The organism is Microbacterium sufflavum, assembly GCF_023091155.1.
GTDB classification, from domain to species: domain Bacteria; phylum Actinomycetota; class Actinomycetes; order Actinomycetales; family Microbacteriaceae; genus Microbacterium; species Microbacterium sufflavum.
In genome coordinates, this window is the sequence record NZ_JAHWXK010000001.1 from 2,736,426 (window position 1) to 2,755,602 (window position 19,177).

Consider the following 19,177-nt stretch of genomic DNA (forward strand, 5'->3'; position numbering starts at 1 on the left):
GTCTGACACGGCGTCGCCGACACGCGGCCACGCCGTGTCGCCGCGTTTCGCGCGGGGCCGGTGCATCTGGCAGAATAGAGGGTCGGACGACGTGCTCGACCCTCTATCCAGCATTCGTCCTCCCTATTGAGCTTCCGCCGGGTGTGCACCCCACTCTCCAGGCGATCGGTTCGTTTCCTTCCACACCATTCAGGAGAATCGTGTCTGTCAAGATTCGTCTCAAGCGCCTGGGCAAGATCCGCGCGCCTTACTACCGCATCGTCGTCGCCGACTCGCGCACCAAGCGCGACGGTCGTGTGATCGAGGAGATCGGCAAGTACCACCCCACCGAGGAGCCCTCCTTCATCGAGGTCGACTCCGAGCGTGCGCAGTACTGGCTGTCCGTCGGCGCTCAGCCGACCGAGCAGGTCACCGCCATCCTCAAGATCACGGGCGACTGGGGCATCTTCAAGGGCGACAAGGACGCGAAGTCCACGCTCAAGGTCGCCGAGGAGAAGACGGCGTTCGAGGCCGACTCCTCGAAGAAGTCGGTCATCAAGCCGAAGGCGGAGAAGAAGGAGGCTCCCGCTGAGGAGGCTCCCGCCGCTGACGCCGACGCGGAGGCCGCCGAGGCTCCCGCCGCCGACGCCGAGTAATCCATCGTGCTTGCCGCCGCGCTCGAGCACATCGTCAAGGGGATCGTCGATCACCCGGAGGATGTGCGCATCACCGAATCCACCTCGCCGCGAGGCGACCTCCTCGAGGTGCGCGTGCACCCCGACGACCGTGGACGCGTGATCGGGCGTGGCGGCCGCACGGCCAAAGCCCTGCGCACCCTCGTCAGCGCTCTCGCGGACGGGCGTCGCGTTCGTGTCGACGTCGCGGACGACTGACGTGGTGGCGAAGGACCGCAGCCAGGGCAGGAACCAGCTCCGCGTCGGACGGCTCGTCAAGGCGCACGGGCTGAAGGGCGCCCTGAAGCTGGAGCTGTACACCGACAACCCCGAGGGCCGATTCACCCCGGGGGCCGTGTTCACGTTGCAGGTGCCCGAGGCATCTCCGTGGCACGGCAAGGAGATCACCGTCCGCGAGTACCGAGTGATGAACGGGAACCCGGTCGTGTTCTTCGACGACGTCGACGACCGCACGGCCGCCGAGAGCCTCGTGCGCGCGATCCTCTGGATCGATCAGGACGAGGACGAGGTCGAGGAGAACGCCTGGTTCGACCACCAGCTGGTCGGACTCGACGTCGTCCGCGACGAGACCGTGGTCGGTCGCGTCGTCCGCGTCGATCACTTCCCCGCCCAGGACCTTCTCATCGTGAAGGCGGGCGAGCAGGAGATCATGGTGCCGTTCGTCGAGGCGATCGTGCCGACCGTCGATGTCGCGGGCGGCCGCGTCATCGTGACGCCGCCGTCCGGTCTGTTCGAGGAACTCCCCGACTCGGAGGATGCCCAGGCGGACGAGTCGACGGAGGCGGACGACGCTTCCGAATCGCGCTGATACGGTTCCCCCGTGCGCATCGATGTCGTCTCCATCTTCCCGTCGTACTTCGACGGCCTGACGCTGTCGCTGCTCGGAAAGGCTCGGCACACCGGTCTGCTCGATCTGCGCGTCCACGACCTCCGCGACTGGACGCACGACCGCCATCGCACGGTCGACGACACCCCGTACGGCGGGGGAGCGGGCATGGTCATGAAGCCGGAGCCGTGGGGGCTCGCCCTGGATGAGATCGCCGGTTCCGACGTGTCCGGCACCGAAGCTCCCACCTTCATCTTCCCGTCTCCGGCGGGGGAGGTCTTCACGCAGGCGACGGCGCGCGATCTCTCGACGCGGGGACATCTCGTGTTCGGTTGCGGCCGCTACGAGGGGATCGACGAGCGCGTCTTCGAGTACGCGTCCGGCCTGGGCGAGGTCCGGTTGCTCAGCCTCGGCGACTACGTGCTGAACGGCGGCGAGGTCGCCGCGATGGCGATGATCGAGGCTGTCGGACGGCTCATCCCCGGTGTCGTCGGCAATCCGGAGAGCCTCGTCGAGGAGTCGCACGAGGACGGGCTGCTGGAGTACCCGTCGTACACGAAGCCCTCGGTCTGGCGCGAGCGTGCGGTGCCGGAGGTGCTGCTCAGCGGCAACCACGGGGCGATCGCGGCCTGGCGCCGCGAACAGCAGATCGAACGGACTCGGCGCCGTCGGCCGGACCTCCTGCCACCGGCGGAGGCCTGAACCGACCTCCGAACGCGTGTCGCGCACCTGTTAGCGTCGGAGCATGGTGGACAGGGCACTCGCGCAGTCGTTCGAGACGATCGGCGAGGAGTACGACCGTCATCGGCCAGGATTCCCCGTCGCCGCGGTCGAAGCCATCCTCCCCGCCGCGGTTCCTACGGTGCTCGACCTCGGCGCGGGGACGGGCAAGTTCACCGAGCTCCTGCTCGAGCGCGCGGATCACGTGGTGGCCGTCGAGCCTTCCGCGCCGATGCGCGAGGTGCTTTGGTCCAAGCTGCCAACGGTCAGCGCTCTCGACGGTACGGCTGAGCGCATCCCCCTGGGCGACGGCGCCGTCGACGCGGTCTGCGTTGCGCAGGCCTTCCACTGGTTCGACCGAGACACGGCCGCGGCGGAGATCGCGCGGGTGCTGGTGCCGACGGGTGTGCTGGGTCTGCTCTGGAATCGCGCGGATCCGACGTGCGCGTGGGACGTCGCATGTCACCGCATCGCGCACCCGGCCGTGGGCGATGCCGATGCCACGACCGCGACCGCCGTGGAGCTGCCGGGCTTCGACTTCGTCGGGCACCACGAGATCCGCTGGAAGGAACGGATCAGCCGTGCCGGCTACGTCGCCCGGTGGGCCACGGTCAGCAGCTATCTCGTCGCGAACGAGTCCGGGCGCCGCGCGATGCGTGATGCGATCGAGGCCGTGCTCGACGACAGCCCGGAGACGGCGGGCAGGGCGGCCTTCGACCTTCCGCATCTGACTGACGTCTTCCGCTACCGGCGCGCATGAGGATCTGGTCGTTGCATCCGGTGTACCTCGACCGGCAGGGCCTCGTGGCGTGCTGGCGCGAGACCCTGCTCGCTCAGGCTGTGCTCGCCGGAACGACGAAGGGCTATCGCGAGCACCCGCAGCTGGCGCGCTTCCGCGAGGCACCCGAGCCGTCGACGGCGGTGTCGGCCTATCTGCGCGGTCTTGCGGACGAGGCTGACGCGCGTGGCTACCGCTTCGATCGCTCGCGCATCCGTACCCTCGGCACCACTGTGCCGCCCCTCGAGGTCACCACCGGTCAACTCGACCTGGAGTGGCGCCATCTGCGTGCCAAGCTCGCCGCCCGAAGCCCGGACCGCCTGGCCCTGCATGCGCACACGCACCGTCCGGCGCCTCATCCGCTGTTCGTCGTGGTCGAGGGCCCCGTGGCGTCGTGGGAACGGGCGTGACGTCGCGGGTCAGTCGACGCCGAGGAAGGAACGGTCGGTGAGGATGATCGGCCCGTCATCCGTGATCGCGATGGTGTGCTCCGAATGCGCACCGCGGGAGCCGTCGACGCTGCGCAGCGTCCAGCCGTCGGGGTCGGTCACGAGCTCGTCGGTGGTCGCGAGGAACCACGGCTCGAGAGCCAGGACCAGGCCGGCGCGGAGCGGGAAGCCGCGGCCCGCTCTGCCGTCGTTCGCCACATGCGGGTCTCCGTGCATGGTGCGTCCGACGCCGTGCCCGCCGAAGTCGGTGTTGATGGAGTAGCCCTCGCGGTGGGCGACGGCGGCGATCGCAGCGGAGATGTCGCCGATGCGGTTGCCCACGACAGAGGTCTCGATCGCGGCCGTGAGAGCCCGCTCGGTGGTGTCGATCAGACGCAGGTCCTCGTCGCGCGGCGTGCCGACCACGAACGAGACGGCGGAGTCGGCCACCCATCCGTCGACGGACACCGCGAAGTCGAGGGTGACCAGATCGCCGTCGCGCAGGGTGTAGTCGTGGGGGAGGCCGTGCAGGACCGCGTCGTTCACGGAGGTGCAGATGACCTTGCCGAAGGGGCTCGCCCCGAAGGACGGGTGGTAGTCGATGTAGCAGGACTCCGCGCCCGCTCTGCGGATCATGTCGTGGGCGCGACGGTCGATCGCCAGAAGGTTGGTGCCCACTTTCGTCTCGTCGCGCAGGGTCGCCAGGGTCTCGGCGACGAACCGGCCTGCCGCGCGCATCTCGTCGATCTCGGCAGGGGTGCGCAGTTCGATCATGGGTGTCCTCTCGTTTCCTCCATTCTCCCTGATCGAAGCGCCCAGGGGAGCCGAGCGCTCAGAGCGAACACGCTGACCCGACGAGGGGCGATCGACGTAGCATCGGAGCATGTGGTTGCGTCAGGCGTTCTTCCGGTGGCTCCTGCCGTCTGCCTTCGTGCTCCCGCTGTGGCTCCTCGTCGGCTGGGGCGTGTTCCAGGGCGGCTGGGCCATCCTGTGGGTGTTGCTCATCGCGATGCCGTCCGTCTTCATCGGGCAGCTCCTGCTCACACTGCTCACGCGTTCGCGGCCGTCGGTCCGCGCTGAGCGTGCCGTGTCCTGGTGGGATGTCGCCGGCTTCGCGCTGTGGCACGGCCTCACCATCGCGGTCGGGTTCTTCATCGACGGCGCGTTCGGCTGGTTGCTCGCGGCGGCGATCGTCGTCGGGATCGCGCTCGTCTGGCTGCAGCTGTGGCAGCTGTGGAACGAGGCCCGTGGCAGTGGGGCGCGCATCAGAGAGACCATCACGTGGTCCACGATCCCCGCCGCGGACGAGCCGACCGTGCGCGCGGAGCCCCATGAGATCATCGTCGTGCGCGAGAGTGATCCCCGGGACTGAGTGACCGTTTTGGTCGCATCTGCCATCCGTGGCAGAATGGATTCTTGTGCCGTGACCGGCTCTGCCTCAGGGGAGCCCGCGGACGCGTCAGCGCCGTTCAGCACACACCCGTTCTTGTTCCTTCCATCATCATGCATCCGACCTGTGGCGAGTGCAGAGAGAGACGATCATGCAGATCCTCGACGCCGTCGACGCGGCTTCGCTCCGTTCCGACATCCCCGAGTTCTTCCCCGGTGACACCGTCAAGGTGCACGTCAACATCACCGAGGGCAACCGCTCCCGTATCCAGGTCTTCCAGGGCGTCGTCATCGGCCGCCAGGGCGACAGCGTGCGCGAGACCTTCACGGTCCGCAAGATCAGCTTCCAGGTGGGCGTGGAGCGCACCTTCCCCGTGCACTCCCCGGTGATCGACCACATCGAGGTCGTCACGCGCGGTGACGTTCGTCGTGCGAAGCTCTACTACCTGCGCGAGCTGCGTGGCAAGAAGGCGAAGATCAAGGAGAAGCGCGACAACTGAGTCGCAGCTTCCTCACAGCACCCCGGGACACGATGTCCCGGGGTGCTTTGTCGTGCGCGGGGTGTGCGACCCTTGTTACTGCCGTGTGCCAACGGTGCTCCACTCGAGAAGGAACCAGATGACTGACTCTCCGTCCGCACGTCCGACGAGAAGGCGCCGCGGGTTCCTGGTCTTCCTCCGTGATGTGCTGGTGATCGTCCTGATCGCGGCGCTGGTGTCGTTCGTCATCAAGACGTTCGTCGTCCGCTCGTTCTACATCCCCTCGGCCTCGATGGAGCGGACGCTGCTCATCAACGACCGGATCCTCGTCGACGAGCTGACACCGCGCTGGACCGGCTACGAGCGGGGCGACGTGGTCGTGTTCAAGGACCCCGGGGGATGGCTCGACGGTCAAGTGCAGACACCGGCGCAGCCGCCTCTGATCCAGGCCGTGGATTGGATGCTGAACTTCGTGGGTATCTCGGCGACGGACTCGCAGGACCATCTCGTCAAGCGCGTGATCGGGGTCGCGGGCGACCACGTGGTGTGCTGCAACGCGCTGGGGCAGATCACGATCAATGGTGCACCGATCGACGAGCTCGGATACCTCAACCTCCCGCAGGGCGACACCGCCGCCTCCAACGAGCCGTTCGACGTGGTCGTGCCTGAGGACTCGGTGTGGCTCCTGGGCGACAACCGCGATCGCTCGCGAGACGCGCGCGCCCACCAGGATCTCCCGAGCGGCGGCTTCGTGCCCGTCGGCAACATCGTCGGCAAGGCGTTCCTGACGACCTGGCCGCTCGATCGGTTCGGCACGATCGACGGGCATCACGAGATCTTCAACGGGGTACCGGAGTCGGAATGACCGTCGTCGCGCCCCGTCTGACGCTCGAGCGACGGCTCCTCGGCGAATGCGAGCTGATCATCGCGCTCGACGAGGTCGGTCGCGGTGCCCTCGCGGGGCCGGTCGCCGTGGGGGCCGCCGTGATGGACGCCAAGGGAGCGCGCCGGCGGGTTCCCGAGGGCCTGCGCGACTCGAAACTCGTCACGGAACGACGGCGCCCTGAGGTGGCTGCGCGCGCCGCGGCGTGGGTCCAGGCCTCCGCCGTCGGCTGGGCGACGGCGAGGGAGGTCGACGAGGTGGGGATCATGCGGGCGCTCGGTCTCGCCGCGTCGCGGGCCGTTCAGGCCGTGGTGGACCAGGGGGCCGCCCTCGAGAATGCGCTGGTGCTGCTCGATGGGAATCACGACTACGTGTCCCGCGTCCATCCCGTCCCCCTCCGTGTGCGGCCGGTGGTCAAGGCCGACCGCGACTGCGCCTCCGTGTCGGCCGCCTCTGTGATCGCCAAGGTCGCACGCGACGGGCACATGGCCGAGCTGCACGAGGGTCATAGCGGCTATCAGTGGGATCGGAACAAGGGCTACGCGAGCCCCGAGCATCGGGACGCCATCCGCGCTCTGGGCCTGTCACCGTTCCACCGGTCGTCCTGGGCGATCGCCGATGCCCCGACGCTCTTCTGAGGGCGCCCGCGGATACCGCTCCGTGCGGTCCGCCGCCATAGGATGGAGTCATCATGGATGAGGAAGCCTTCGACGACTACGACCGCGAGCTCGAGCTGGCGCTGTTCCGTGAGTACCGTGACGTCGTCTCGCAGTTCCAGTACGTGGTCGAGACCGAGCGGCGCTTCTACCTCGCCAACGAGGTCAACGTCGTGCGACGCGACACCGAGCACGACTTCTACTTCGAGATCTCCATGAGCGATGTCTGGGTCTGGGACATCTATCGCGCGGACCGCTTCGTGAAGGCCGTGCGGGTCCTCACCTTCAAGGACGTCAACGTCGAGGAACTGCAGCGACGCGAGTTCGAGCTCCCGCAGGAGCTGTCCCTCGACGGCGAGTGACCTGACGCCGTCGGAGAGGTCCCGACCCGCCGGTCGGCTGCGACTCCCGTTCTGCACCGACCGCAGGAACGAGGGTCTTCTCCGCGGCGTCCCTCGCAAAGCCCGACAGCCCCACGGCGCAGGGCGGGAGTGCGGGATCCTCTCCGCATGGCAGCGAAAGACGAGCTCGGACGAGCGGGCGAACAACGTGCGGCGGAGTACCTCCGATACCGCGGGTACACCATCCTCGACCGGAACTGGCGGTGTGCGCAGGGCGAGATCGACATCGTCGCCCAGCGGGACGGATGGCTCGCGATCGTCGAGGTGAAGACACGGCGGAGCGCCGCATTCGGGCATCCGCTCGAGGCGATCGATGCACGGAAACGCCGTCGTCTCTGGCAGCTCGCGTACGCCTGGCGAGCCGCGCACGTGGATGCGGCGACGGGCCTGGCGGTGCGGCTCGAGGCGATCGGGATCACCGGTCCGGACGCCGCGCAGGGCGTCGTCGACCATCTCGAGGACGTCGCGTGACCACCGCGCGCACCTGGTCCGTCGCCCTCAACGGTGCTGTCGGACACCTCGTCGAGGTGGAGGCCGATCTGTCCAATCAGACGCCCGAGTTCCGCATCATCGGGCTTCCGGACAAGTCGCTCGGCGAGGCCGTACAGCGGGTCCACAACGCCTGTCAGAACTCCGGGCTGGATCTCCCACGGCGCCGTCTCACCGTCAACCTGTCGCCGGCCAGTCTCCCGAAGCACGGCTCGGCCTTCGACCTCGCCATCGCGATCGCCAGCCTCGCCACGGGCGGCACTCTGAACCAGCGAACGGTTCGACGGACGGTACATCTCGGCGAACTCGGGCTCGACGGGAGGATCCGCCCGGTGCCCGGCGTCCTCCCGGCGGTCTTCGCCGCCGTGCGGGCGGGGTTCACCCAGGTCGTGGTGCCGCGCGGCAACGAGCCGGAGGCGCGGTTGGTTCCCGGTGTGGAAGTGCGGTCCGCGGCGTCGCTGGCCGAGGTCGCCGTCTGGCATGGCGCCGCCGTGGACGTGGACGACGTCGAGCCGGTCCTGCTTCCGGCCCCCGTCTCCCGGCGCGAGGATGAGCACGACCTCGCAGACGTCATCGGACAGGACGAGGCGGTCGAGGCCCTCATCGCAGCCGCCGCGGGCGGCCATCATCTGCTCCTCAGCGGTCCTCCTGGCGCGGGGAAGTCCATGCTCGCCGCACGTCTGCCGGGGATCCTGCCGCTGCTCGATGAGCGAGAGGCGCTGGAGGTCGCATCGATCCGGTCGCTGAGCGGCGAGTCCGTCACCGCTCTGGACCGTCGACCGCCGCTGGAGGCGCCCCACCATACGGCTTCCACCGTGGCGTTGATCGGCGGAGGATCGCGCTCTGCGAGGCCGGGAGCCGTGGCTCGTGCGCATCGCGGGGTGCTGTTCCTCGACGAGGCGGCGGAGTTCTCCCGCGTCGCGCTCGACGCGCTTCGCCAGCCGTTGGAATCGGGGGTGGTGGACGTGCACCGATCCGGCTTCACCGCGCGTTTCCCTGCCCGCTTCCAACTCCTGCTCGCCACGAACCCGTGTCCCTGCGGCAACTTCGGTGTGCGGAACGCGGAATGCACCTGTCCGCCGAGCGCCGTCCGACGGTATGCCGCTCGGATATCCGGCCCTTTGCGTGACCGAGTCGACATCGATCTCGGGCTCACCCGTGTTGCCGCGTCGAAAGCCATCTCCCACGAGCGTGCCCGGGTGACGACGGCGTTCGCGCGTGAGCGCGTGCAGGCAGCACGGGAGCGCGCGGCGCATCGCTGGCGTGGGACACCCTGGCAGAAGAACGCCGAGGTGCCGGGTCCCGTCCTCCGACGGGCCCCGTTCCATGTGGAGAAGACCGAGCGGATGATCCTCGATCGTGCCCTCGAGCGCGGTGCGCTCACGCTCCGCGGTTACGACCGTGTGCTCAGGGTTGCGTGGACGATGGCGGACCTCGCCGGCCGGGAGCGGCCCGGCGAAGAGGAGATCGGTCGCGCCTTGCACCTACGTCGAGGGGTGGCGGCATGATCGACGCTCTGCTCGCCGACGAGAGCACGTGCGCGGTCGCCCGTCGGATTCGAGGAGGCCAATCCGAAGGACTTGCGGACGTCGTCGCCCGCGCGGCCTGGAGCGTCATCGCCGAACCCGGAGATGCCGTCGCCGGAGTCTTGACGCAGGAGTTCGGAGCGGTGGGTGGGCTCCGCTACGCCTTCGACGCGAGTGCGCGCACGAAACCCGAAGTGCGCCGTGCCGGAGCTGTACGCGCGCTCGCTGAGGCACGGAGGCGCTGGGCACCCCGCGCGTCACCAGCAGCGGTGTGTCGTGCGTTCCGCGCGGCGGAATCGGTCGGGGCTCACCTCGTCGTGCCCGGTGACGCCTGCTGGCCGGTCCGTCTGTCCGATCTCGGCACACAGGCACCCGCGGCTCTCGGGGTGCGCGGGCGCTGCGAGCTCCTGGTTGCGCAGCCCCTGGTCGCCGTCGTCGGCGCGCGGGCTGCGACCGGGTACGGCGACCGCGTGGCGTCGGAGCTGGCGGGAGACCTGGCGACGACCGGCGCGGTGATCGTGTCGGGTGGTGCGTATGGCATCGACGGAGCGGCACACCGCGCTGCTCTCGGGGTGGGAGGGGAGACGGTCGCGGTGCTCGCCGGCGGCGTGGACCGTCTTTACCCCGCCGGTCATCACGACCTGTTGACGCGCATCGCGGAGCGCGGTGCCGTGGTGAGCGAGCCCCCGTGCGGGGCCGCTCCTACCAAGTGGCGGTTCCTCGCTCGAAACAGACTCATCGCGGCGCTGGGGCATGCGACGGTCGTCGTCGAGGCGGGGTGGCGAAGCGGCTCCCTGAACACCGCGGGCCATGCCGCGACTCTCGGACGGCCCCTCGGCGCGGTGCCGGGACCCGTGACGTCCGCATCATCGGCCGGGTGCCATCGGCTCCTGCGGGAGTACGATGCGACCTGCGTGACGTCGGCCGCGGAGGTCAGAGAGCTCATGGGGGAGTCGGTGGGGGCGCCTCCTGGCGTCTCCTCCCTCGGCCCCGATCGGAGTCGTGTCGAGGCAGCGATGAGCACGGCGGTCTCCCTGACGATCGCCGACATCGCGGAACGAGCGGGGGTCGAGGCAGGGCGAGCGCGCGCGATCCTCGGGCTTCTCGATCTGGAGGGCACCGTGCGCCGAGACGAGCGGGGGTGGCGCCGCCGCTGAGTTGCCCGTGTACCGCCGAACGTCGCGGTGCGGCGGGGCGCGACGAACTCGCCGACGATCCGGGCAAGCTGGAGACGTGGATTACGCAGTCGCGGTGGAGGCGTTCACCGACCACCTGGAGAAGGTGCGCCGGCTCTCGCCCGCGACCGTGCGCGCCTACGGTGCAGACCTGCGAGACCTCGGGTCCACGGTGGGCATCGGGCCGGTGGCCAGCGTGGACCTGGAAGATCTTCGGGAATGGCTCTGGCACGCGACCCAGCGTGGCGACGCCCGCTCCACCCTGGCACGACGCGCGGCCGCCGCACGATCCTTCTTCGCCTGGGCGCGCGAACGCGAGCTGATCGCGACCGACCCGAGCATCCGCCTCGTGGCCCCCAAACGAGCGAAGACGCTGCCGACCGTGGCGTCGAAGGACGCGATGACCCAGTTGCTCGACGCGCACCGCGCGGCCGCGAGCGAGGGAGACCCGGTGGCACTGCGAGATCACGCGATCCTGGAGCTCCTGTATGGGGCAGGCATCCGCGTCTCCGAGTTGTGCGGCCTCGACGTCGACGATGTCGACCTCGAGCGCGGGACCGTCCGCGTCCTCGGCAAGGGCGCGAAGGAGCGGGTCGTGCCCTTCGGGGCTCCGGCGGTCGTGGCCACAGGTGCGTACCTCACCCGTGCCAGGCCCACGCTGCTCGCCCGCGCCATGTCCCCCGGAACGGCAGTCTTCCTCGGAGCGCGAGGGGGACGCATGGGACCGCGAGCCGTGTACGCCCTGGTGGCCCGAGCGCTGGCGCCGGTCGTGGGGGCGGAGACGATCGGCCCGCATGCGCTGCGACACAGCGCGGCGACCCACCTCCTCGACGGAGGCGCGGATCTGCGTGCCGTGCAGGAGATCCTCGGCCACGCCAGCCTGGGCACGACCCAGATCTACACGCATGTCTCCGCGGAGCGCCTCACGGCGACCTATCGTCTCGCTCATCCCCGCGCCTGACGGCGCCCGAGCCGCTCACGTCCCGCACCCCTGTTGCAGCACCCCGGGGGTGCGACGGGCACGCGAGGAGGCTGCCGGTCGTCGGACTCGCCGGATCACTCGCGACAGCAGGGGAGGAGCACCGCGCGTCGCACCTCTCCGAACAGCGTCAGTGGATCGACGTACAGGCCTTGCAGCCGCACGCCGAGATGGACGGTGCCATCGGCCGCGTGTCCGCCCCGCGCGACCGTGCCGACCTGCTGTCCACGTGTCACACGTTCGCCCGGCGAGAGTGAAGAGTCCACCGGCTCGAACGTCGTGACCAGACCGCCGGCGTGAGTGATGGTCAGAAGAGGCCGATCGACGACGACACCTCGGAAGGCCACGACACCGTCCGCCGGAGCCATCACCGCGGCGCCGACGGGCGCAGCGATGTCCACACCGCGATGACCCGGGCCGTACGGCTGCGTCGGAGCACGGAAGCGGACCACGACGGAGCGCGCGCCCTCCACGGGCCAGTGCCAGTCGCCGGCGGGTTCGCGCGTGCGGTCGCGCGGCCTCCCGGTGCTCGAACCCGCCATCCGTACGCGCGACACCCCGAGGGAGAGACCGGTCGGCGCGCGATCAACCGCCGCGACGTTCGTCAGCTCCGGGCCCGAGCCCGCGACGGGAGCGGTCGTGGCCGCCGCGCCGCTCAGGGTGCCCGAGAGCACGGCTGCGACCAGCCCGAGAGCGAGGACGACCGATCGGTGTTCTGAGGTCATGCGGCGAGTCTGAGGGGAGCGGCGGACGCATGGCGGGCGGGCGAGTCGCTGGTTCGGCGGCCGGGAACAAGTCGCGCGAGCTCCAGGCTGTGCAGTGCGAGCGCCGCACCGTGATCCTGTATGCTGGACGAGCACCTCGATCTCGGGGTGACTACGCGTGCCCACAGCGATTCTCTCGTGGCATCCACTCCCGCAGGTCCTGCTTCCCGCAGGTGGGCGTGAGCCGGGCACCAGGGCGTCCGATCATCCGGTCGGCGTGAACAACCTCAACGGCGCCTTCGAGCGCCAGAACCAGGAGACGACCATGGCTGTGGTCACCATCCGCCAGCTGCTCGACAGCGGCGTGCACTTCGGACACCAGACCCGTCGGTGGAACCCGAAGGTGAAGCGCTTCATCCTCACGGAGCGCAGCGGCATCCACATCATCGACCTCCAGCAGTCGCTCGGCTACATCGACAAGGCGTACGACTTCGTCAAGGAGACCGTCGCGCACGGCGGCACCATCCTCTTCGTCGGCACCAAGAAGCAGGCGCAGGAGATCCTCGCGGAGCAGGCCACGCGCGTCGGCCAGCCGTTCGTGAACCAGCGCTGGCTGGGTGGACTCCTCACCAACTTCTCCACGATCGCGAAGCGTCTCGCCCGCATGAAGGAGCTCGAGGAGCTCGACTACGAGAACCCGGCCGCTTCGGGCTTCACCAAGAAGGAGCTGCTGCTCAAGAAGCGCGAGCTCGACAAGCTGCACAAGTCGCTCGGCGGCATCCGCAACCTCACCAAGACGCCGTCGGCCCTGTGGGTCGTCGACGCCAAGCGCGAGCACCTCGCGATCGACGAGGCCAAGAAGCTCGGCATCCCGGTGATCGGCATCCTCGACACCAACGCGGACCCGGACGACTTCCAGTACCCGATCCCCGGCAACGACGACGCGATCCGCTCCGTCTCGCTGCTGACCCGCATCATCGCTGACGCCGCGGCCGAGGGCCTGCAGCAGAAGCACAACCCCGAGTCGGGTGACGCCGAGCCGCTCGCCGAGTGGGAGAAGGAGCTGCTCGAGGCTCCGGTCGAGGAGTCGGCCGACGCCGCTGAGGTGGTCACCGCCGCCGATGAGGCCGCTGTCGTCGAGACGCCCGCTGCCGACGAGACCGCCGCCGACAAGGCCGGTGCCGAGGCGCACGACGAGGCGATCGCCGCCGCTTCCGGTGAGGAGACCGCTGAGGTCGCCGCCGCCGAGGCCGCAGACAACAAGTAACCCCTCGTTCACACCCACATCACGAAGCAAGGAGCCACCACACATGGCCAACTTCACCATCGCGGACCTCAAGGCGCTGCGCGAGCAGCTCGGCACCGGAATGGTCGACACCAAGAAGGCGCTCGAGGAGGCCGACGGCGACGTCGAGAAGGCCACCGAGATCCTGCGTCTCAAGGGTGCGAAGGGCAACGCCAAGCGCGCTGACCGTTCCACGAGCGAGGGCCTCGTCGTCGCTCGCGAGCAGGACGGCGCCGTGACCCTGATCGAGCTCGCCTGCGAGACCGACTTCGTCGCGAAGAACGACCGATTCATCGCGCTGGCCGACAAGGTCGCCGACGCCGCGGCCGCGGTCAAGGCGGACTCGGTCGAGGCCGCGCTGGCCGCCCAGGCCGGCGACAAGAGCGTCGAGCAGGTCATCTCGGAGGAGGCGGCGATCATCGGCGAGAAGGTCGAGCTGCGTCGCGTGCGCACGATCTCCGGCGACAAGGTCGAGGTCTACCTGCACCGCACCAGCAAGGACCTGCCGCCGCAGATCGGCGTCGTCGTCGCCTACTCGGGTGACGACGCCGAGACCGCGCGCAGCATCGCTCAGCACATCTCGTTCGCGAACCCGTCGTACCTGTCCCGCGAGGACGTGCCGGCGGACGCGGTCGAGAAGGAGCGTGAGATCGTCACCGAGATCTCCCGCAACGAGGGCAAGCCCGAGGCCGCCCTGCCGAAGATCGTCGAGGGCCGTGTCGCCGCGTTCATCAAGCAGGTCGCCCTGCTCGAGCAGGACTACGCGAAGGACAACAAGCTCTCCGTCGCCCAGGTGGCGAAGGACGCCGGTATCACCGTGACGGACTTCGCGCGCTTCAAGGTCGGCGCGTAACACCGTCGAAGGGGTTCGGATCGCATGATCCGAACCCCTTCTTCATGCCCACGAGGCACTATCTTGAATCGGGACGAGAGGACACCACCCATGACTGAACGCACCGGACGCCGCCGCGTCCTGCTCAAGCTCTCCGGAGAGGCCTTCGGAGCGGGGCAGTTGGGGGTGAACCCGGACGTCGTCAGCCAGATGGCGCGGGAGATCGCGGCGGCGGTGGATCGGGTCGAGGTCGCCGTGGTCGTCGGCGGTGGCAACTTCTTCCGCGGCGCCGAACTGAGTCAGCGCGGCATGGACCGCGGCCGCGCGGACTACATGGGCATGCTCGGCACCGTGATGAACGCTCTCGCGCTGCAGGACTTCCTCGAGCAGGCGGGGGCGGCGACCCGCGTCCAGTCGGCGATCGCGATGACGCAGGTCGCCGAGCCGTACATCCCGCGGCGGGCGGAGCGACACATGGAGAAGGGGCGCGTCGTGATCTTCGGCGCGGGTGCCGGACTGCCGTACTTCTCGACCGACACCGTCGCGGCGCAGCGCGCCCTGGAGATCGGTGCGCAGGAGGTGCTCGTCGCCAAGAACGGCGTCGATGCCATCTACACCGCCGACCCGAACAAGCACGCCGACGCCGAGCGCATCGAACGCGTGACGTACCGCGACGCGCTGCAGCAGGGCCTCAAGGTCGTCGACTCCACCGCCTTCAGCCTGTGCATGGACAACAACATGGACATGCGCGTCTTCGGGATGGAGCCGGCCGGGAACGTCACCCGCGCGCTTCTGGGCGAGACGATCGGCACGCTCGTCACCGCCTGACGGCCTGCGCGGTTCGAGCACGCCCGACCGATAGAATTTCTGAACACCCCGACGATAGGAGTCACCGTGATCGCGGATGTCCTCGCTGAAACCACTACCCGCATGTCTCGCGCCGTCGAGGCTGCCAAGGAGGACTTCTCCACGGTGCGCACGGGCCGCGCCAACCCCCAGCTCTTCCAGAAGGTGCTCGTGGACTACTACGGCACCCCGACGCCGCTCGCGCAGCTGGCCTCCCTGGCGAACCAGGAGGCGCGCACGCTCATCATCACTCCGTACGACAAGTCGGCGCTGAAGGCGATCGAGCAGGCCATCCGCGAGATGCCGAACCTCGGTGCGAACCCCACCAACGACGGCAACCTCGTGCGCGTCACGATGCCGGAGCTCACGGCTGAGCGTCGCAAGGAGTACGTCAAGCTCGTGAAGTCCAAGGCCGAGGACGCGAAGGTGCACGTGCGTGGCATCCGTCGCAAGGCGAAGGACGAGCTCGATGCGCTGAAGAGCGAGCTCGGTGAAGACGAGATCGCCCGCGGCGAGAAGGAGCTGGACGCGCTGACGCGTCAGCACGTCGATCTGATCGACGACGCGCTCAAGCGCAAAGAGGCCGAACTCCTCGAGGTGTAAGCCCGCATGACCGACGAAACGCGAGACGCCGAGGAGGGCAAGCCGCTCACGCGCCGCGATGCGCGTGACGATGGCGTGTCCGAGGCCGGCGCCCCGCTCGCCGATGCAGCGTTCCCGGGGTTCGACGTCGCCGCGGTGCCGCCCCGCCCGCCGCTTCCCGAGCCCGAGACGCCGGCCGGTCCGGCGCGACGCCTCGACACGGCCGATCACAACGCGATCCGCGAGCAGTGGCGCGCCGCCCGCGACGAGTTCGGCACGCACGTGTCGCACGCACGGGATCAGTTCGATCAGGCGAACGAGCGGATCAAGCAGCGGACGGGGCGCGACCTCATGCTGGCGATCCTGATCGGGCTCGCGTTCGGCGGTGCCCTGCTCGCCTCGCTTCTCTTCATCAAGGCGCTGTTCGTGCCGTTCGCCCTCGCCGCCGCGCTGCTCGGTGTGTACGAGCTGTCCCGCGCGCTGCGGGCGGCAGGACGCCGTGTGGACGTCGTGCCGCAGCTGATCGCTGCGACGTTCCTCGTCCTCGGCGCCTACTTCGCGGCGCCGTGGCTGTCGTGGGTCATGCTGTTCGTGTCGGTGGCGTTCGTCATCGTCTGGCGCCTGGTGGCCCAGATGATCGCCAAGGACGGGCGCACCTACGGCGACGTGCTCACCGATGCGGTCATCGGCGGTTTCGTGCAGGTGTACGTCCCGTTCCTGGCGGGAGTGGCGCTGATCCTGCTCGAGCAGGAGGGCGGGCAGTGGTGGGTCCTGAGCTTCATCGCCATCGCCGTCGCCGCTGATACCGGTGCCTATGCGGCCGGTCTCGCGTTCGGACGCCATCCGATGGCACCGCGGATCAGTCCCAAGAAGACCTGGGAGGGCTTCGGCGGTGCTGTCGTGGCGTCGCTCGTCGCCGGTGTGCTCCTCGCGATCCTTCTGCTGGATCTGCCCTGGTGGGGCGGGCTGATCTTCGGAGCAGCGATCCTGCTGTCCGCGACGCTGGGTGACCTCGGCGAGTCCATGCTCAAACGCGATCTCGGCATCAAGGACATGAGTTCCTGGCTGCCCGGTCACGGCGGCCTGCTGGATCGACTCGACAGCATCCTGCCCTCGACGATCCCCGCGTTGTGCCTCTACTTCCTCCTCTCTCCCTGGGTGGTGCTGTGATGACCGACAACCGGACCGACGAGAAGACCCGGCCTTCGGCGCCCCCTGCGTTCGCGGTGACGTCGGGGCGCACGCGCGGATATCACCGTGCAGCCGTCGACACGTTCCTCGCGTCGGCGCGCCGCGCGTTCGAGACCGGGAGCGACGAGCTCACGGCGGACGCCGTCCGCACGGCCTCGTTCCCCCTCGTCAAGGAGGGTTACGTCGTCGCTGACGTGGACGCCGCACTCGGACGGGTGGAGGACGCCTTCGCTGCACGCGAGCGGGAGCGCGCCGTGCGATCGCTGGGTGCGGGTGCCTGGGTCGAGCAGGCGAGGGCGGACGCGCAGGTCATCCTCGATCACCTCGCGCGGCCGGCGCGCCACCGTTTCAGCCGGACCGGCATCCTCACCTTCGGCTACCGCGTCGACGAGGTCGATCATGTGATGTCGCGCATCGTCCGCTACCTGCGCGACGGCGACCCCCTGACCGCGGAGCAGCTCCGATCCGCGGCGTTCCGCATGCAGCGCGGGGGGTACCGGGAGGAGCAGGTAGACGCGCTCCTGGACGCGACGATCGACGTGATCCTGGCGGTCCGCTGAGTCGTGGATGGCCTGTCCAGGCTCCTGTGCGTAAACTGTCTCCCATCGTGTACTCCCGAAACGACATGAACCTCGATCGAACCGCTGCGTCGCCGGTGCCTGCCGCGACCGCGACGTCGGTGTCCCGAGGAGCCCGCCGGTGGACGCGACGTCGTGGCGTCGCCGGTGCCTTCAGCGGGCTGGCTGTCGTCGGATTGGCCGCCGCGATGGTCGCACCGACCGGCGTCGCTCTCGCAGAGCCCGCGCCGCAGGAGTCGCCGGAGTCGGTCTACGCCGCTGCCCTCGCCGACACGCAGGACCTGACGGTGACGGTGAAGGGCGCCGAGATCACTCCGCTCGCCCGTGGCACCTTCGAGATCTACGTCAAGCCGAAGCCGCCGCCCCCGCCGCCCGCCCCGACCGCGACGAGCGGATCGAAGGGCAAGCCCTCCGGCGGTGGATCGCTCCCGCCGTACAGCGGTGGCGGTGCGCCGGCCGAGTGGATGGCTGCGGCGGGCATCGCTCAGAGCGACTGGCAGTACGTCGACTACATCGTGTCGCGCGAGAGCGGCTGGAACCCCAACGCGACGAACAAGTCGTCCGGTGCCTGCGGTCTCGTGCAGGCGCTGCCCTGCAGCAAGGTGCCCGGAAACGGCTACAACCCGGTCGACAACCTGCGCTGGGCCACCGGCTACGCCACGGGTCGCTACGGCAGCTGGGCGGGCGCGTACAACTTCTGGACCACCAACCACTGGTGGTGAGCAGGCACCATGCCCCGCTCACGTCGACGCCCTCCGGCGCGCCCTGACCCCGACGCGTCGCTCGATCGCCTGCTGGCGGGGTGGAAGCGCACGGAGATCCGTCGCGGTGTCGAGTGGACCGTTCAGCCCGTCTCCGCGGTGCAGGCGCTGAAGGAGTACGTCTGCCCGGGGTGCGGACGGGTGATCGAGCCCGGTACCGCGCACGTCGTCGCCTGGCGGGCGGACGGGGTTCTGGGGGAGGCTGCCGCCCTCGCCGACCGCCGGCACTGGCACAACCACTGTTGGAGGATCGCATGACCAACGAGATCCGGGGACCGCTGCAGTTGCCGGCGCGCCGCGAGGACATCGAGCTGACGACGGCGGACGGCCTGACCCTGGTCGGGGAGCTCGCCCTGCCCGCGGAGAGCGAGCCGGTCGCGACGCTCGTCACGCTGCATCCGCTTCCCACGGCCGGCGGATTCATGGACTCGCACATCCTGCGGAAGGCGGCGGCTCGTCTGCCCGCCCTCGCCGATCTCGCGGTCCTGCGCTTCAACACCCGTGGCACCACGTCTCCGCGCGGCACGAGCGATGGTGCGTTCGACGGCGGGGCTCTGGAGCAGTTCGACGTCGCCGCGGCCATGGAGTTCGTGCACGCTCGCGCGCTGCCGCGCCCCTGGCTGCTGGGCTGGTCGTTCGGCACGGAGCTGGCGCTCAAGTACGGCCGCGACCACGCGATCGAGGGCATCATCCTGCTGTCGCCGCCGCTGCACCGCGCGACGGACGAAGAGGTCGCCGCCTGGGCGGAAGCCGATCGTGAGGTCGTGGTCCTGGTTCCGGAGTTCGACGACTATCTGCGGCCGGCCGAGGCCGAGAAGCGCTTCGCCTCGATCCCGCACGCGCGTCTGATCCCCGTGGAGGGCGGCAAGCACCTCTGGGTGGGGGAGACGCAGACGCGGCGCGTGCTCACCGAGGTGGTCGCTGCCGTGAACCCGTCGGCGCTCCCGCTGCCGACGCACTGGTCCGACGACTCCTGACCGTCGCGCGGCGCGTCG

26 protein-coding genes are annotated in these 19,177 nt (G+C 69.4%); 24 read left to right on the forward strand and 2 right to left on the reverse strand.

Annotated elements, in window-relative coordinates; genetic code table 11:
* Positions 1-200 precede the first annotated feature (200 nt).
* From rpsP to KZC56_RS13205, 6 genes are read left to right on the forward strand one after another with little or no spacing between them, the layout of a single operon-like run.
* Positions 201-635: a 30S ribosomal protein S16 gene (gene rpsP, locus KZC56_RS13180; RefSeq protein WP_136037018.1), complete on the forward strand. Its 435-nt coding sequence runs from the start codon at positions 201-203 to the stop codon at positions 633-635.
* Between the two features lie 6 nt (positions 636-641).
* The gene (locus KZC56_RS13185) at positions 642-872 is read left to right on the forward strand and encodes an RNA-binding protein (RefSeq protein WP_136034588.1); all 231 of its coding nucleotides are present in this window, start codon (positions 642-644) and stop codon (positions 870-872) included.
* Between the two features lies 1 nt (position 873).
* Positions 874-1,482, forward strand: a complete 609-nt coding sequence (gene rimM / locus KZC56_RS13190) for a ribosome maturation factor RimM (RefSeq protein WP_136034591.1) — start codon at positions 874-876, stop codon at positions 1,480-1,482.
* A 12-nt stretch (positions 1,483-1,494) separates the two neighbouring features.
* Positions 1,495-2,202 carry a tRNA (guanosine(37)-N1)-methyltransferase TrmD gene (trmD, locus tag KZC56_RS13195; RefSeq protein WP_247638736.1) on the forward strand — a complete coding sequence of 236 codons (708 nt, stop codon included), beginning with the start codon at positions 1,495-1,497 and terminating at the stop codon, positions 2,200-2,202.
* 43 nt (positions 2,203-2,245) lie between these two features.
* Entirely contained in the window at positions 2,246-2,980 is a 735-nt protein-coding gene (locus KZC56_RS13200; protein ID WP_247638737.1) for a class I SAM-dependent methyltransferase, read from the forward strand.
* Positions 2,977-3,408, forward strand: coding sequence for a pyrimidine dimer DNA glycosylase/endonuclease V (locus tag KZC56_RS13205; RefSeq protein ID WP_136034598.1), 432 nt, complete (start codon positions 2,977-2,979; stop codon positions 3,406-3,408). The genes KZC56_RS13200 and KZC56_RS13205 overlap by 4 nt, the downstream gene beginning before the upstream one ends.
* A 9-nt stretch (positions 3,409-3,417) precedes the next feature.
* On the opposite strand, the gene map is transcribed toward KZC56_RS13205, so the two are convergent.
* Entirely contained in the window at positions 3,418-4,200 is a 783-nt protein-coding gene (gene map, locus KZC56_RS13210) for a type I methionyl aminopeptidase (RefSeq protein WP_247638738.1), read from the reverse strand.
* A gap of 109 nt (positions 4,201-4,309) precedes the next feature.
* Between map and KZC56_RS13215 the strand changes: the two genes are divergently transcribed.
* The 9 genes from KZC56_RS13215 to KZC56_RS13255 all read left to right on the forward strand — a co-directional run bounded on the left by KZC56_RS13215 (position 4,310) and on the right by KZC56_RS13255 (position 11,385).
* Positions 4,310-4,798 (forward strand): MFS transporter permease, encoded by a 489-nt coding sequence (locus KZC56_RS13215; RefSeq protein ID WP_136034602.1) that lies wholly within the window; start codon positions 4,310-4,312, stop codon positions 4,796-4,798.
* 169 nt (positions 4,799-4,967) lie between these two features.
* Complete coding sequence (gene rplS / locus KZC56_RS13220; protein WP_136034604.1) at positions 4,968-5,315, forward strand: 50S ribosomal protein L19; 348 nt, start codon at positions 4,968-4,970, stop codon at positions 5,313-5,315.
* 118 nt (positions 5,316-5,433) lie between these two features.
* A complete protein-coding gene (gene lepB, locus KZC56_RS13225; protein ID WP_247638739.1) occupies positions 5,434-6,159 on the forward strand; it encodes a signal peptidase I in 726 nt (241 codons plus the stop codon).
* The gene (gene rnhB, locus KZC56_RS13230) at positions 6,156-6,815 is read left to right on the forward strand and encodes a ribonuclease HII (protein ID WP_136037023.1); all 660 of its coding nucleotides are present in this window, start codon (positions 6,156-6,158) and stop codon (positions 6,813-6,815) included. The genes lepB and rnhB overlap by 4 nt, the downstream gene beginning before the upstream one ends.
* Before the next feature lie 53 nt (positions 6,816-6,868).
* Positions 6,869-7,195, forward strand: a complete 327-nt coding sequence (locus KZC56_RS13235; RefSeq protein WP_017204525.1) for a DUF2469 family protein — start codon at positions 6,869-6,871, stop codon at positions 7,193-7,195.
* 147 nt (positions 7,196-7,342) lie between these two features.
* Positions 7,343-7,705: a YraN family protein gene (locus KZC56_RS13240; RefSeq protein ID WP_247638740.1), complete on the forward strand. Its 363-nt coding sequence runs from the start codon at positions 7,343-7,345 to the stop codon at positions 7,703-7,705.
* The gene (locus KZC56_RS13245; RefSeq protein ID WP_247638741.1) at positions 7,702-9,231 is read left to right on the forward strand and encodes a YifB family Mg chelatase-like AAA ATPase; all 1,530 of its coding nucleotides are present in this window, start codon (positions 7,702-7,704) and stop codon (positions 9,229-9,231) included. Before KZC56_RS13240 ends, KZC56_RS13245 begins: the two co-directional genes overlap by 4 nt.
* The gene (gene dprA, locus KZC56_RS13250; protein ID WP_247638742.1) at positions 9,228-10,406 is read left to right on the forward strand and encodes a DNA-processing protein DprA; all 1,179 of its coding nucleotides are present in this window, start codon (positions 9,228-9,230) and stop codon (positions 10,404-10,406) included. The genes KZC56_RS13245 and dprA overlap by 4 nt, the downstream gene beginning before the upstream one ends.
* Positions 10,407-10,482: 76 nt before the next feature.
* On the forward strand, positions 10,483-11,385 hold the full coding sequence (locus KZC56_RS13255; protein ID WP_247638743.1) for a tyrosine recombinase XerC: 903 nt from the start codon (positions 10,483-10,485) through the stop codon (positions 11,383-11,385).
* 95 nt (positions 11,386-11,480) lie between these two features.
* On the opposite strand, the gene KZC56_RS13260 is transcribed toward KZC56_RS13255, so the two are convergent.
* A complete protein-coding gene (locus tag KZC56_RS13260) occupies positions 11,481-12,128 on the reverse strand; it encodes a murein hydrolase activator EnvC family protein (RefSeq protein ID WP_247638744.1) in 648 nt (215 codons plus the stop codon).
* A 304-nt stretch (positions 12,129-12,432) separates the two neighbouring features.
* On the opposite strand from KZC56_RS13260, the gene rpsB reads away from it, so the two are divergent.
* From rpsB to KZC56_RS13305, 9 genes are all read left to right on the forward strand, one after another.
* The gene (gene rpsB, locus KZC56_RS13265) at positions 12,433-13,374 is read left to right on the forward strand and encodes a 30S ribosomal protein S2 (RefSeq protein ID WP_136031920.1); all 942 of its coding nucleotides are present in this window, start codon (positions 12,433-12,435) and stop codon (positions 13,372-13,374) included.
* Positions 13,375-13,417: 43 nt separating this feature from the next.
* A complete protein-coding gene (tsf, locus tag KZC56_RS13270; RefSeq protein WP_136031810.1) occupies positions 13,418-14,245 on the forward strand; it encodes a translation elongation factor Ts in 828 nt (275 codons plus the stop codon).
* 90 nt (positions 14,246-14,335) lie between these two features.
* Positions 14,336-15,052, forward strand: a complete 717-nt coding sequence (gene pyrH / locus KZC56_RS13275) for a UMP kinase (RefSeq protein ID WP_136031812.1) — start codon at positions 14,336-14,338, stop codon at positions 15,050-15,052.
* A 66-nt stretch (positions 15,053-15,118) separates the two neighbouring features.
* Positions 15,119-15,673: a ribosome recycling factor gene (gene frr, locus KZC56_RS13280; RefSeq protein WP_136031814.1), complete on the forward strand. Its 555-nt coding sequence runs from the start codon at positions 15,119-15,121 to the stop codon at positions 15,671-15,673.
* Between the two features lie 6 nt (positions 15,674-15,679).
* Positions 15,680-16,822 (forward strand): phosphatidate cytidylyltransferase, encoded by a 1,143-nt coding sequence (locus tag KZC56_RS13285; protein WP_205814445.1) that lies wholly within the window; start codon positions 15,680-15,682, stop codon positions 16,820-16,822.
* On the forward strand, positions 16,822-17,403 hold the full coding sequence (locus KZC56_RS13290) for a DivIVA domain-containing protein (protein WP_136031817.1): 582 nt from the start codon (positions 16,822-16,824) through the stop codon (positions 17,401-17,403). The genes KZC56_RS13285 and KZC56_RS13290 overlap by 1 nt, the downstream gene beginning before the upstream one ends.
* A gap of 65 nt (positions 17,404-17,468) precedes the next feature.
* On the forward strand, positions 17,469-18,143 hold the full coding sequence (locus KZC56_RS13295) for an aggregation-promoting factor C-terminal-like domain-containing protein (protein WP_136031819.1): 675 nt from the start codon (positions 17,469-17,471) through the stop codon (positions 18,141-18,143).
* Between the two features lie 9 nt (positions 18,144-18,152).
* Complete coding sequence (locus KZC56_RS13300; protein WP_136031821.1) at positions 18,153-18,440, forward strand: Rv1322 family protein; 288 nt, start codon at positions 18,153-18,155, stop codon at positions 18,438-18,440.
* Positions 18,437-19,159 (forward strand): alpha/beta hydrolase, encoded by a 723-nt coding sequence (locus tag KZC56_RS13305; RefSeq protein WP_247638745.1) that lies wholly within the window; start codon positions 18,437-18,439, stop codon positions 19,157-19,159. The genes KZC56_RS13300 and KZC56_RS13305 overlap by 4 nt, the downstream gene beginning before the upstream one ends.
* Positions 19,160-19,177: the final 18 nt, after the last annotated feature.

Coding starts and splice junctions, on each gene's coding strand:
- KZC56_RS13205 (WP_136034598.1), top strand. CDS start 2,977: ATGAGGATCTGGTCGTTGCATCCGGTGTACCTCGACCGGCAGGGCCTC.
- KZC56_RS13240 (WP_247638740.1), top strand. CDS start 7,343: ATGGCAGCGAAAGACGAGCTCGGACGAGCGGGCGAACAACGTGCGGCG.
- map (WP_247638738.1), bottom strand. CDS start 4,200: ATGATCGAACTGCGCACCCCTGCCGAGATCGACGAGATGCGCGCGGCA.
- lepB (WP_247638739.1), top strand. CDS start 5,434: ATGACTGACTCTCCGTCCGCACGTCCGACGAGAAGGCGCCGCGGGTTC.
- tsf (WP_136031810.1), top strand. CDS start 13,418: ATGGCCAACTTCACCATCGCGGACCTCAAGGCGCTGCGCGAGCAGCTC.
- rplS (WP_136034604.1), top strand. CDS start 4,968: ATGCAGATCCTCGACGCCGTCGACGCGGCTTCGCTCCGTTCCGACATC.
- dprA (WP_247638742.1), top strand. CDS start 9,228: ATGATCGACGCTCTGCTCGCCGACGAGAGCACGTGCGCGGTCGCCCGT.
- KZC56_RS13300 (WP_136031821.1), top strand. CDS start 18,153: ATGCCCCGCTCACGTCGACGCCCTCCGGCGCGCCCTGACCCCGACGCG.
- KZC56_RS13235 (WP_017204525.1), top strand. CDS start 6,869: ATGGATGAGGAAGCCTTCGACGACTACGACCGCGAGCTCGAGCTGGCG.
- KZC56_RS13285 (WP_205814445.1), top strand. CDS start 15,680: ATGACCGACGAAACGCGAGACGCCGAGGAGGGCAAGCCGCTCACGCGC.
- KZC56_RS13290 (WP_136031817.1), top strand. CDS start 16,822: ATGACCGACAACCGGACCGACGAGAAGACCCGGCCTTCGGCGCCCCCT.
- KZC56_RS13215 (WP_136034602.1), top strand. CDS start 4,310: ATGTGGTTGCGTCAGGCGTTCTTCCGGTGGCTCCTGCCGTCTGCCTTC.
- KZC56_RS13305 (WP_247638745.1), top strand. CDS start 18,437: ATGACCAACGAGATCCGGGGACCGCTGCAGTTGCCGGCGCGCCGCGAG.
- rpsB (WP_136031920.1), top strand. CDS start 12,433: ATGGCTGTGGTCACCATCCGCCAGCTGCTCGACAGCGGCGTGCACTTC.
- pyrH (WP_136031812.1), top strand. CDS start 14,336: ATGACTGAACGCACCGGACGCCGCCGCGTCCTGCTCAAGCTCTCCGGA.
- KZC56_RS13260 (WP_247638744.1), bottom strand. CDS start 12,128: ATGACCTCAGAACACCGATCGGTCGTCCTCGCTCTCGGGCTGGTCGCA.
- KZC56_RS13200 (WP_247638737.1), top strand. CDS start 2,246: ATGGTGGACAGGGCACTCGCGCAGTCGTTCGAGACGATCGGCGAGGAG.
- KZC56_RS13295 (WP_136031819.1), top strand. CDS start 17,469: ATGAACCTCGATCGAACCGCTGCGTCGCCGGTGCCTGCCGCGACCGCG.
- rnhB (WP_136037023.1), top strand. CDS start 6,156: ATGACCGTCGTCGCGCCCCGTCTGACGCTCGAGCGACGGCTCCTCGGC.